The sequence below is a fragment of the Peribacillus sp. NPDC058002 genome (genome assembly GCF_042886655.1).
In the GTDB taxonomy this organism is placed as follows: Bacteria; Bacillota; Bacilli; order Bacillales; family DSM-1321; genus Peribacillus; species Peribacillus aracenensis.
Genome location: NZ_JBHVQU010000007.1, coordinates 34,440 through 47,509 on the forward strand (window position 1 = coordinate 34,440; position 13,070 = coordinate 47,509).

Annotated in this window: 10 protein-coding genes; 8 read left to right on the forward strand and 2 right to left on the reverse strand. The window is 40.3% G+C overall.

Features of this window, described 5'->3' with window-relative positions:
- Positions 1–252 precede the first annotated feature (252 nt).
- Positions 253–2,322, reverse strand: coding sequence for a Na+/H+ antiporter (locus tag ACFVSH_RS03015; RefSeq protein WP_387704814.1), 2,070 nt, complete (start codon positions 2,320–2,322; stop codon positions 253–255).
- A gap of 374 nt (positions 2,323–2,696) precedes the next feature.
- On the opposite strand from ACFVSH_RS03015, the gene ACFVSH_RS03020 reads away from it, so the two are divergent.
- The 8 genes from ACFVSH_RS03020 to ACFVSH_RS03055 all read left to right on the forward strand — a co-directional run bounded on the left by ACFVSH_RS03020 (position 2,697) and on the right by ACFVSH_RS03055 (position 11,236).
- Positions 2,697–4,289, forward strand: coding sequence for a spore germination protein (locus ACFVSH_RS03020; protein WP_387704816.1), 1,593 nt, complete (start codon positions 2,697–2,699; stop codon positions 4,287–4,289).
- Between the two features lie 53 nt (positions 4,290–4,342).
- The gene (locus ACFVSH_RS03025) at positions 4,343–5,530 is read left to right on the forward strand and encodes a Ger(x)C family spore germination protein (RefSeq protein ID WP_387597057.1); all 1,188 of its coding nucleotides are present in this window, start codon (positions 4,343–4,345) and stop codon (positions 5,528–5,530) included.
- Positions 5,531–5,795: 265 nt separating this feature from the next.
- Positions 5,796–6,896 carry a GerAB/ArcD/ProY family transporter gene (locus tag ACFVSH_RS03030; RefSeq protein ID WP_387597054.1) on the forward strand — a complete coding sequence of 367 codons (1,101 nt, stop codon included), beginning with the start codon at positions 5,796–5,798 and terminating at the stop codon, positions 6,894–6,896.
- A 188-nt stretch (positions 6,897–7,084) separates the two neighbouring features.
- On the forward strand, positions 7,085–8,191 hold the full coding sequence (locus ACFVSH_RS03035; protein ID WP_387704818.1) for a GerAB/ArcD/ProY family transporter: 1,107 nt from the start codon (positions 7,085–7,087) through the stop codon (positions 8,189–8,191).
- Between the two features lie 420 nt (positions 8,192–8,611).
- Positions 8,612–9,385, forward strand: a complete 774-nt coding sequence (locus tag ACFVSH_RS03040; protein ID WP_286182407.1) for an extracellular solute-binding protein — start codon at positions 8,612–8,614, stop codon at positions 9,383–9,385.
- A 22-nt stretch (positions 9,386–9,407) separates the two neighbouring features.
- A complete protein-coding gene (locus tag ACFVSH_RS03045; protein WP_387704820.1) occupies positions 9,408–9,878 on the forward strand; it encodes a COG4315 family predicted lipoprotein in 471 nt (156 codons plus the stop codon).
- An 80-nt stretch (positions 9,879–9,958) separates the two neighbouring features.
- Positions 9,959–10,513 (forward strand): RNA polymerase sigma factor, encoded by a 555-nt coding sequence (locus tag ACFVSH_RS03050; RefSeq protein ID WP_387704822.1) that lies wholly within the window; start codon positions 9,959–9,961, stop codon positions 10,511–10,513.
- The gene (locus tag ACFVSH_RS03055) at positions 10,514–11,236 is read left to right on the forward strand and encodes an anti-sigma factor domain-containing protein (RefSeq protein WP_387597040.1); all 723 of its coding nucleotides are present in this window, start codon (positions 10,514–10,516) and stop codon (positions 11,234–11,236) included.
- Between the two features lie 236 nt (positions 11,237–11,472).
- On the opposite strand, the gene ACFVSH_RS03060 is transcribed toward ACFVSH_RS03055, so the two are convergent.
- Positions 11,473–12,846, reverse strand: a complete 1,374-nt coding sequence (locus tag ACFVSH_RS03060) for a sigma-54 interaction domain-containing protein (RefSeq protein ID WP_192207941.1) — start codon at positions 12,844–12,846, stop codon at positions 11,473–11,475.
- Positions 12,847–13,070 lie beyond the last annotated feature (224 nt).

Sequence of the window (13,070 nt, forward strand, 5' to 3'; positions counted from 1 at the left end):
TTCAATTGAAACAACAGTTAAAGCTGCAAAACGAAGTTACCATTTGAACGAACAAGAACACCAAAAAGGATAATGGGATCAGGTTCCATGAAGATACCGTACCATCTTAAACTGGAACCCTCTTATACCTGCTCGAACTATAGCAGGTCTTTTTATTTTCATTTTTCCTATGACATTTCTCCATTTGTTTGACCCCCTTTGGATTTAAATAAAGAGACACCGCTCGCTGTTGTATCGGTGTCTCTTTGTATTTTATCGGCTTTCTATCATTAACATTTCATCATAGATTAAGTTCTGTCTAAGCTCAGTCGCTGTTTGCATGGATATTTGCTCATCTTCAACCATTTGCTGAATGATATCACGTTCGATTTGCATAGCATTCAACTGAAAATGACTCACCATCTCTTCAAAGCGATTAGCTTCTTTTTCACTTAATGTTCCGAATGGATTCAAATAACGATTATATCTTTGAATGACAAGCATGACTTCATGACGGTTTTCAGGTGTAGTTTGTTGTTTGATCAATGAAATAGCTTCCTTTGAAGCTTCTTTTTGGGCTTTACGGAACTCCCGTATCAGGTCAGCATTTTTAATGATGGAGTCCTCCAATTTAGCTTCCCATTTCTTATCCCATTTGACATTGATCTTTTTCTTGAAAAGAATGGCCTGCAAATTGATCCAAGCCCTTTTCAGCGAAGATTTTTGCATATAATTTAAGGTTCTTGAAATATACACTTTATAAAGTTCAAAGGCTGTTTGCGATATAGTCCCTTTTTCGACTAATCCAGAAACGACCTCCAATTCCTTGTTGGCACCAAGCTCCACTAAATCGCGTATTGTCCGATTATCCGGTCTATTCGTTATTCCCCGCTCCAAATCTATCAGTTGTTCATTTAAATCTTCCATCACTTGATGGACTGCTTTCTGATTATCCATGGTTGCTTCTTTGCTCAGCTGTTCGATCGTTTTATTTAAAATAATTTTATTAGCCTCCTCAGGGGTTAGGCGCTCATCTTTGAATACAACCGGTGTCTTTACCAGTAATGGCAAAAGAACCGTAGCCAATATGACGCTTAACAATATGACGCAAGCTGCGATAAACAAGACTGTATTACGCATCGGGAATAAAGTGTCATCCGGCATGAAATATGGTATGGATAAAGCTGTAGCCAATGTGATGGTACCATGAATGCCGCAAACGGATGTCAAAAATGCAAATCGGGATCTTGAGACATAATCATCATCGGTGTTTTCGCTATCTTCTGGATGAACCCTTGACATGATGAATTGCTCTAAGGGATTCACTCTGTTTTTCGTGAAGGTATTATGCAAAATGTATACCCAAATAAAACGGATCACCAATAATAAAAGAACAATCAAAACACTTATCCCAAAAAGATTACCCCTATTTAGGTCGGACTCAATTTCCTGATAAACACTCGGCAACATGAATCCTAATAAAGCAAATACAAGTCCATTCAAAACATAACCTAATACAGACCATGTATTAGTTGATACAATTTGCAATTTAGTTGTGGAACTCTGAAGGCGGTCCCGCTCGATGCCATGGATTACACCTGCAGCAACCACTGCCAAGATTCCGGATACATGGAATTCCTCAGCTACCATATATATGGCAAAAGGCGTAATCAGTTCAATAACAATGGACATGGAGATTTCTTCAAGTCCATGAACCCGTAAAAATAATCGTAATTTAACGATTAAATAGCCCAATAGGATACCTATAAAGATACCGCCTAAAGCTACAAATATAAAATTTAGCGAAGCATCTTTTATAGAAAATACCCCAGTTAGGGCAGCTGTCAAGGCAACTTTAAAAGCAACGATTCCAGCAGCATCATTGAAAAGTGATTCACCTTCAAGGATGGGCATCATATTTCCGGGCAATTTCAACCCTTTTGTAATCGATTGTACCGCTACGGCATCTGTAGGGGTAATCGTTGCTGCTAAAGCAAAAGCGACAGCCATCGGCATATCAGGTATTAACCAGTGGATGAAAAAACCTCCTGCAAAAACAGTCACGAACACTAACCCAAAGGCCAATAACAGAATAGGTTTACGCAATTCAAGCAATTCTTTACGGGACGTATTTTTTCCTTCTGTAAAGAGCAGCGGAGCAATGACACAGATCATGAATAATTCTGAGTGAAAATCCAATGATAATTGAAATGGCAATAATGAAAGCACTGCTCCCATGGATATCTGATATATCGGCAGTGGAATACGGGTCCATATGGCATTTAATATTGTAGCGATTATTGTGGAAACTAATAATCCGAGCAATGTGATTAAGAATGACATAGAATCTCCCTTATCTTCTAATGTTTTAGTCTGTTTGCCCATGAATCTTCTATAAAGAGATAAAAAAGAAGGGGTATTTTAAAGCGAATATCCATCCTTTAAAAAGTATCCCCCACTTTATGGCCTTGCATATCTTGGTCTAAATCCATACTTAAACAGAGGCAGTATTTTTCACTAGCCTCGGTTTTTGATATACCCCTTTGTTATTAATTACAAACAGGATATCACAAAGGATTACGGTTTATTCAATATCAACTTATAACATAACTTTTCAATTTGCTAAATATAAGTTCATGCTGAGCTCATGATTTTCTGTATAAAATACCCTTAATGAAGAAACATAGAAAAATGGAGTTAGAGCGACCTGCAAAAAAATGGGGGTAACCAGCTTGATTCGTAATGTTGGCAAATTGTTAAGAAAAAAGAAAGAAAAAAAATCCCTGGTACAAAATGATTATCTGGATTCCAAACCTGCAGATTCACTTGATGAGAATTTCAGTCAAAATGTTGAAACACTTCGTTCTGTTTATAATAATTGCTCCGATGTCATGTTCCGCTCGTTCTTACTTTTCGGAGAGACGCGGGCGATGCTCATTTACATTGCGGGACTCTCAGACATCGAGGCGATAGAGCAATATGTGCTATCCCCACTCATGCAGGAGTCATCAAAAGAACCACAACAATTAAATGAGTTTATTGAACATAAAATGCCCGTTCCTAAAGTGGTAAAAGTGAATTTTTTGGCGGATTGCATTGAATCGATTTCCTCTGGAAACCCGATCCTTCTATATGAAGGGGGAAGCGATGGATTTTCTTTAGGATTGTCCAAATGGGAAAAGCGGGCGATTGAAGAACCTGTGGCAGAGGGGGGAGTTAGGGGGTCACGAGAGGGGTTTATTGAATCTCTAGAGGTAAATACTTCCCAATTGCGACGTATTATCAAAAGTCCTGCCCTTAAAATACAATCTATGAAGATTGGAACTCTTACCAGGACGAATGTTTCGATTGCTTATATAGATGGACTTGCGGATAAAACACTGATTGAAGAGATTTCAACACGGTTGGAACGAATTAAAATAGACGGTATTTTAGAAAGCGAGTACATCGAGGAAATGATCGAGGACAATCCGTTTTCACCTTTCCCTCAGATCATGTCGACAGAACGGCCGGATGTAGCCTGTGCCAGCTTGCTGGAGGGACGAGCTGTCATTCTTGTAGAAGGAACTCCTTTTACTTTAATTGCACCAATATCCTTCTTTTCTTTAATTCAATCACAAGAGGATTATGCTCAACGTTTTATGGCAGGCACCTTTATCCGTTGGTTACGATACTTTTTTATGGGATTATCTCTTTTGCTTCCTTCACTTTATGTTGCTATTTTAACGTTCCATCATGAGGCGGTCCCAACCGCACTCCTGCTAAGCATAGCAGCATCCCGGGAATCGGTACCTTTTCCTGCAATAGTAGAGGCATTGGCTATGGAAATTACGTTTGAAGCACTAAGGGAGGCAGGGGTTCGATTGCCGAAGCAGGTAGGTTCTGCCGTCAGCATTGTTGGAGCGCTAGTGATTGGTCAAGCTTCCGTACAAGCGGGCTTGGTTTCAGCGCCAATGGTCATTGTGGTTGCGATTACGGGAATCGCTTCTTTTATGATGCCTCGCTATATTGCCGGAATTGCTTTCCGGATGCTGCGTTTCCCAATGATGCTGCTTGCCGGTACCTTAGGGCTGCTTGGCATCATGATGGGAATCATCGCCATAGTCATTCACTTATGCAGCTTACGTTCCTTTGGCGTTCCATACTTAGCGCCACTGGCGACGTTAAAAGGTAAAGAGCTGAAAGATGTGCTGTGGAGAGCCCCTTGGTGGATGATGGATACACGTCCGCGTCTCACAGGGGATTCTAATGTATACCGTCAAGCCCCGGAACAGAAATCAAATCCTAAAAGGGGGAGTGAAACGGAGTGAATAATAGCTGGAAGCGAAAAAGGATCCCGGAGAAAGGAAAGAGGCGTCATTTCATGAAAAGCGTTCTTCTTTTGCTCGTTATTTGTGGAACGACCCCCTTTCTAAGCGGTTGTTGGGATCGAATAGAAATCACTGATTTGGCGATTGTCACAGCAGCCGCCATCGATAAGAAGGATAAGAATCAAATAGAACTATCTGTCCAAGTCTTCATTCCAAGTTCAATAAGCAGTGGAGGCAGTTCAGGAGCGACCAGCCAGGGAGGGAGTGCGGTTGCGACATTGGTTAGAAGTGAAAAAGGCCCCAATATTTCAGATGCATTGTCTAAGCTTCAAAGCAAGCTTCCGCGAAAAGTATTTTGGGGACATTGTAAAGTATTTGTTTTCGGTGAAAAGTTAGCGATGGAAGGAATTCAAGAGCAGCTGGATTTTTTGCTGCGCCATCCTCAGCCAAGAGAGAGAGCAAATGTGTATGTCAGTAAAGGGAAAGCAAAGCCTATCCTGGAATCGTTGCCACCCCTGGAAAAATATTCAGGGGAAGTGCTTAGAGAACTATCTGATTTACATATTGGGATGCTGGTCACACTACAGGATTTAGATGAAATGTTAACAGGTAAACCTCAAGCTGCCGCACTTCCAGTCGTTAAAATATTGCCGCCGGGGAAAGGGCAAACAAAATTACAGGGAATTCCTTACATTTTTGGGACAGCCGTTTTAAAAAAGGATAAGATGACCGGGATGATGACAGAAAAAGAAACAAGAGGGCTGTTGTGGTTAAGGGATGAAATTGAATCATACACCGTGACCTTTCAACCCGAAGGTGTGAAAGGGGAGATTTCTTTGAATCCAGTGACGGCTAAAATCAAGAAGATTCCGCAATTTCGAAATAACAAATGGAAATTGTTAGTGAAGGTAAATACAGAAGGAGCTGTTATACAAAATGGAACGAATTTAAACCTTTCAAGTCCAAAAATGCTAAAAGCTGCAGAACGAGCATACCAAAAAGATATAGAAGATCGCATCGAGATGGCTTTTCTGCATACTCAGGATAAGAAAGCGGACATTTTAGGGTTGGGTAAAGATTTCTATAGGAAGTACCCTAAACAGTTTAATAAGGTCGAAAACCACTGGGATGATATATTCGCTGAGATGGAAGTGGAAATCGATGTTGCGGCCCATATTCGAAGACAGGGCTATATAAACAAACCGGCAGGTTTGTCTGAAAATGAGGTGAAGGACAAGTGAGATGGGGGGCTTTTTTGTGTACAACCGTGATCGTAGCTTTAATCATTTTGTTTGAATGGCCGAAAATGAAAAAAAACCCCAAAAAAGATAAAGTGGCATTTCTTACACTGCTCCTCACTGGCCTGGTTTTGTCCATGTTCAATCTCCCGCAGATGTCAGGACCCACTCAATGGATGGAAACTCTTTTCAGGCCATTTGGAGAGTTTATGGAAAAGTGAATCTGTTGCGGCATTAAATTAAGTCTTTTAAAGAAAGGAGGGAGCAGATGGAGAAAGGAAAAATTTCATCTCTGCAGATGGCATTCATGATGTATCCGACGATTGTGGCAACGGCTATGCTCGGAGTTCCAAGCATCACTGCCAAATATGCCAAAACTGATTTATGGCTTTCCCCCATTTTTGCTGCGCTAATAGGGTATCTGACGGTGTATATTGCGTTTAAACTGCATAAAATCTATCCAAAACAAACGGTTTTCCAATTCACTGAAAAGATTATTGGCCTGATTCCGGGGAAAATTCTCGGTTTCTTACTTTTGTTTTTTTATATCCAGAACACGGGGATAATCGTTAGAGACTACGCGGAATTTGTGGTCAGCTCTTTTCTGGTAAATACCCCTATTAGTGTGATCATGGCATCGATGGTGCTTTTGTGTGCTTTCATCGTACGCGGGGGAATAGAGGTGTTGGGGCGAGCTGCTGAGTTGTTTGTACCGGTTTTTATTTTTCCAATCTGTATCTTAATCCTCTTGCTGATTCCTGACTTTGATTTTATGAATATATTCCCGATATTGGGTAATGGCTTAATGCCCCCAATCAAGGGTGCGATTGTACCGGGAGGATGGTACAGCGAGTTTTTTCTGATCATTTTTCTTCTTCCTTTTTTGGTGGATATGAAAAAAGGGATGAAATCCGGGATGATGACTGTATTTGCCGTGATGATGACGTTAATTGTGGTGAATCTTTTGGTTCTTTTTGTACTAGGGGGAACAACACCCTCAAAGAATTACCCCTTGATGAATATATCTCGATACATTAGTATCGCCGACTTTTTTGAACATGTGGAGTCCGCCGTCATGGCGGTATGGATAGTAGGGGCGTTTTTGAAAATTTCCGTATTTTATTATGTATCTGCTTTAGGTACGGCGCAGTGGCTGAATCTTTCCGACTATCGGCCCGTTGTATGGCCGATAGGGATTTTGATTGTCATTTTCAGTTTTTGGTCGTTGCCTAGCTCAATAGATGTTAATCATAATGATAACATGGTCTTCCCTTCACAAGGAATCTTGATGCAAACGATTATTCCTCTGATATTGTTGGTGATTGCGGTTGTAAGGAAAAGAAATCGTAAAGGAACCGAAACTAGCTGAATTGGCGTTTTTATGCTAAATATCCTATCGATAAGGTGCTATCTATGTCCATACTCGCGCAACGGGGACAAAACCAACTGAATGGATTGCATCTTTTTTTAGCCGTTTGATGAGTTTACGAAAAAGTGAATCTATCCAGTGGTTGTGTGATTTCAGATTTACGTACTACCACAGAAAGGAGGAAGACGATGGAGAAAGGAAGGATTTCAGCTTTACAGATGGCATTCATGATATATCCAACAATCGTGGCAACGGCTATTCTTGGTGTCCCAAGCATCACGGCCAAATATGCCAAAGCTGATTTATGGCTTTCCCCCATTTTGGCGTCTCTCATCGGGTATGCGACGGTGTATATCGCTTATAAACTGCACAAACTTTATCCGAAACAAACGGTTATCCAATTCAGTGAACAAATCATTGGTCGGATTCCGGGGAAAATTCTCGGTTTTTTATTCTTGTTTTTTTATATCCCGATCACAGGGCAAATCCTAAGGAGTTATGGAGAATTTATTGTCGACTCTTTTCTGGTCAAAACTCCGATTAGCGTGATCATGGCATCGATGCTACTCCTCTGTGCCTTTATCGTCCGTGGAGGGATAGAGGTGTTGGGGAGAGCTGCCCAATTGTTTGTTCCTGTTTTTATCCTTCCGATCCTCCTCTTAATCATTTTACTCGGACCTGATTTTGAATTTAAGAATATATTCCCGATATTGGGGAATGGAATTATGCCTCCAATCAAAGGTTCAATTATACCGGGAGGATGGTTCAGCGAGTTTTTCCTGATCATTTTTCTCCTCCCTTTTTTATCGGATGTGAAAAAAGGAATGAAATATGGGATGATGACTGTGTTTGCTGTGATGATGACGTTAGTTGTGGTGAATCTTATCGTTCTTTTTGTACTCGGATCGACAACATCCACGAAGAATTATCCCCTGATGAATGTAACTCGGTATATCAGTTTAGCCAACTTTTTTGAACATTTGGAGTCCGCCATCATGGCCGTATGGATAGTAGGAGCGTTTGTCAAAATTTCTGTGTTTTATTATGCAGCTGCTTTGGGTACTGCGCAGTGGCTGAATCTCTCCGACTATCGTTCTGTTGTATGGCCGATGGGGGTTTTGATTGTAGAATTCGGCTTTTGGTCGTATCCTAGCTCTATGGATGTCAGTCGATATGATATCGTCGCCTTCCCTTTTCATGGACTTTTGATGCAAACAATTATTCCTCTGTTATTGTTGGGAATTGCAATGGTTAGAAAAAGAAATAGACAGAGAAAGGGAAGCAAATCAAGCTGACCTTTTCAGCCGATTTTTTGATCTTTGATTTAAGAGGCTTGAAAAAGTATGGGAATGAAAGTAGGCAAAAGGAACTCTATCTCCATGTTAAAACAAAGTTATAGGAACGAAATGTACGAGACTCCTGCTTAGAAAAGCGCTTCAATGGGAGAAACCGCAGGTGCAATGGCGCCGCGGGCACTACATTCCAATCAACGGCCATTTTAAAAACCTACAAAAAATTGTAGGCAAACTCAATTATTTTGGAGTCTCATCTGCAACCATTCCGTTTTCGAATGGTTTTTTTGTTGCGAGAAACTGGAGATCATTAGATGTATTTTGCAGCAAGTTAAAAATAATTAACGATTTTTTTCAAACCGTTTGGAAGTTTGTCCCGTTATCTATAGTACAAAGGCTTTTTAGAGGGGAGAGATAAAAGAATTGAAAAAGGTCATTTTTGTCGGTTGGATAGCATTGATGGCAGTCTTGTTAGGATTTTCACCGGAAATGGGTACGAAACGGGGGCAAGCAGTCAACGATGTCGTAAAAGTATACGGTCCAGGTGGCCCTCTTGGACCTATCAAGGAAATAGCGGAACGATTCACCAAAGAAACAGGGATAAAAGTTGAAGTTACAGCGGGACCTGAAGAAAAATGGATTGATCAAGCCAAACAGGATGCAGATATCATTTACGGAGGGTCCGAGTATATGCTGACTGAATTCATGCATGATCATCCGGAGGTCCTTGATGAAAAAAAACGTACAGAATTGTATGCACGGTCAGCTGGCATTCTGGTTAGAAAAGGAAACCCGAAGAATATACAGTCATTGGAGGATTTAACGAAGAAGGGCGTAAAGATTGTAGATGTTAATGGAGCCGGGCAACTGGGGCTATGGGAAGATTTGGCCGGAAGAAAAGGATTGATCCCTGGAATTAGCAGGAATATTGACATTTCAGTGAAGTCCAGTGCAGAAGCTATCGATCTATGGAAGGCAAATTCTAAATTGGACGCATGGATTACTTATGAATCCTGGCATTACCGTCTGGCGGATGTGACGGACCTGGTTCAACTTCCTGAAGAAGACAAGCTCTATAGAGGGACCCCGGTAAGCATAACAAGTAAGAGTGAAAACAAGAAAAAAGCAAAACGATTCATTGATTATCTTAAAACGGAAGAATCCCATCAAGTATTTCAAAAATGGGGATGGAAGTAAATTTTATGAGGAGTGAGAGTATATGAAAAAGTGGATGGTATTTTCAGTTTTTATGATGGTCCTAGTTTTGGCGGCATGTGGAAATGAAGCTGATGATTCACCCAAAAATGATCAAGTGGTTAGTGGGACTGCCGATGAAAAAGCGGTAACCCTAAAATTGTTGGAAAGTGAAACAACAGACGAATACCTCGCTGATTCCAAGGGAATGACACTTTATTTTTTCAAGAATGATAAATCAGGAAAAAGCAATTGCATGGGTGATTGTCTCAAAAAATGGCCGCCATTCATGGAAAGGGATTTTGCTGTTCCTAAAGGATTTGAGGAAAAAGACTTTGGAACCATTAAAAGGGAAGATACGGGGGAAGAGCAGGTAACCTACAAAGGATTTCCACTCTACTATTTTGTGAATGATAAGGCAGCGGGAGATGTCAATGGCGAAGGTGTGAAAAAAGTTTGGTATATTGTAAATAACAAGACGATTTTTCCAAAATAAGAAAAAAGGGACGATCAGTGATGGTCGTTCCTGTTATACGTTTTTTTCAAAAATTTACTTGTGAGGAGTTGCAGGTGCGATTGAAAGAAAAACTTGATAAGGAATTGATGGCACTAGTAATGAAAAAGCATCGTCCTGCTCTGGAAGAACTTTATGACCGGCATATTAAATTAATCAATGGTTATATTTTTAAGTTCACAAATGGAAATGCTGAAAAAACGAAGGAGATTGTGCAGTTGGTCTTTTTAAAGCTCTGGACCACAAAAAGCAGTTACAATTCCGAAAAGGGGCACTTTGTAAGCTGGCTTTTGACCGTTACACGAAATGTGTGTGTGGATTATGTCCGTAAAGACAGCGTTCATATCCGGAATAACAAACAAATGGACATGAGTCATCCAATAGACATAGAAGATCCTAATAATGATATAGAAAATGGGCTATTACACAGTGAAATTGCCAATGCAAAGAGTAAGTTAAGCAAGCCGCAAAAAAGGCTGATTGATTTACTGTATTGGAAAGGGTACTCGTTAACGGAAATTGCCAAAATTGAAAATGAACCGGTTGGTACCATTAAGAGCAGACTTCATCAGTCGCTTAAATTGTTGAAAAAGTATTTGGAAGTAGGTGGTTTGTAAATGGATACAGAGTGCACTAACCTGCTTTCATTTTTATCTGGTGAACTGGGAGAAAAAGAAAAAAAAGCATTCATGGAACACTTAATGCAATGCTCTGAATGCACTAGGGAGTATGAACAAATGACGGAAGCCTGGAATTCATTGAAATGGGATTTCGAAGAAATAGAACCTTCTTCTTCCCTGAAATCAGAGGTTATGAATTTTGTCTTTGAGACTGATGTTGAAGCTCCGGTGAGAAGGGAAAAGAATTGGAGTGGTTTTTTCTTTAAGCAGTTTACACCAGTCACTTCAGGTCTCTTACTGATCGCACTGGTTTTGGCGTTTGGGCTGTTATATTCCAATATTCAACTGAAAAAAGAACTTGCAGCTATCGATCTGCCAATGGAGGTTAAAACGTCGCTATCTTTGCAGCCAGCCGATAAGACCGCTGTAAATATGAATACGGACGGTGCTGCATACATTTTGCAGCAAGGAGAAGATAGAAGGTTAATCGTTCAGATTCAGAATTTGCCTAGCCTTCAAAAGTCCGAGGTGTATCAGGTGTGGTTGCTGAAAGATGGAAAACGGACAAACGCAGGAACTTTCAAGCCTGATGAATCCGGCACAGGATCATTGACATACAAACTGTCCATTAATGATAATTTCAATCATATTGGCATCACAAGAGAACCAGATGCAAATAGTACAAAGCCGAGAGGCGAAAAAATAGTAGGATCTTCTTAAAAATAAGAGACTTGCCCGCAAAGGGGAAGTCTCTTATTTACTGTTCGTGCCTGATTTTAATAGCTAAGTGATTTTAACAAGAAGAGGTCGCGATTTACAAATGGAAGCTCATATGAATTGGGAATATAAGTGTTTACCCTTCACCATCGATCACTAGCAACGAATAACCAGCATTTTTCGGGTGGGGGTAAATGGACTTGTTTAAGGGTGGACAAACATTGTCATTTTCATGGTGCCTATTTATTCATTAAGTCCTCACAGTACTCCCGGATCAATGCTGAGGCTTTCGTTTGGCTGATGGAGAGGTCCTTCGCGACTTTCCTTGATGATTTATATGTTTGGTAAGATTTTCTGATCAATATCCGTTTCGTTTCATCAAGTGCTTTATCGAGAGTAGTGGGGAGATCAATCTGTGTGACCTGTTCAACGTTCTCGGTTATCATTTCTGGCAAGTCGGACATTAAAATAACGGAGTCACTTATTAAGACCAACCTTTCAATCAAGTTTTCGAGCTGGCGTACATTGCCGGGCCATGAATAATGAATTAATAGATTCAAGCATTCTTCCGAAATGACTTTATTTTCGTGATATCTTTCATTGAACTTATTTAAAAAATTGTACGTAAGGGGAATGATATCTTCTTTTCGTTCTCGCAATGGAGGCAGTTGAATATCAATCACATTCAAACGGTAAAATAAATCTTCACGGAATCTTTTATCATTGACCATTTCTATTAAGTTCTGGTTTGTTGCTGCGACGATGCGGATGTCGACTTTTTTCATTTCACTGCCGCCGACGGGAATAAATTGTTTGTCCTGGATTACTTGGAGAAGCTTTGCCTGCAGAGCGAGCGGGATTTCCCCAATTTCATCAAGAAAGACAGTGCCACCGTCTGCGGATTCAATCAATCCGCGTTTTCCAGTTTTGTTTGCACCGGTAAATGCACCTTTTGAATAGCCGAATAGTTCGGATTCGAGCAGTTCCTCCGGGATGGCTGCACAGTTGATTGTCAGAAAAGGTTTGCTTTTCCGTTTACTGATCCTGTGGATGAAATGGGCAAGCACTCCTTTTCCCGTTCCAGATTCCCCTTGGATTAAAATCGTGGAATCAGTCGGCGCTACCTTTTCACAAAAAGTGAGGATGCGGTTGATTTTACCGCTATTAGTAATGAATCTCCCCGTTTCATCTTCGTCATGAGTGATTTTTGACTCACCACTTGCTTCATTTGCTTTTAACATTTTATATGTTTGGGTTTCTGTGGATGTAGTGACGACCAGTTCAATTTCCCCCGCATCATTTAAAATTGGTATTGCTGATGTCATCAATTCAGCCCCGATATACGTTTGTTGTTTTATGTAGCAAGGTTTTTTCCTTTTAAATACCTCAGGCACGATGGAGGGTTTCCAGTACCCTTTTTCAAATAAGTCCACATTATATTTGCCAATGACATCAGTAGGTTTCAGACCATAATGGCGCTCACATGCCTTGTTGACGTAAAGAATCCGCTTTTCGCCGTCAAGGACGAAAATCTCATCTGAGGAATGATCAAGAATTTTTAATAAAGTTTGGAGCGTCATCTCGACACTGTCAGTAGAATCCGTACTTTTCATAGGGTAATCCTCTTTTCAAAAGGGAATGAGTGAATTTTGATTAAGGTTTCATCAATTTCGAGTTAATTATAACTCGGTATGATAGCGTTTTCAATTTGAATTCTAAATATTTTGTTTATTTAGTGTGTTTCCGGAGGTTGGCACACATATTGCATTATATAAAATTATCAATTGGTGAAATTGACGAAGTGCTACGTTTGCATGTCATATTATTGCATGAATCG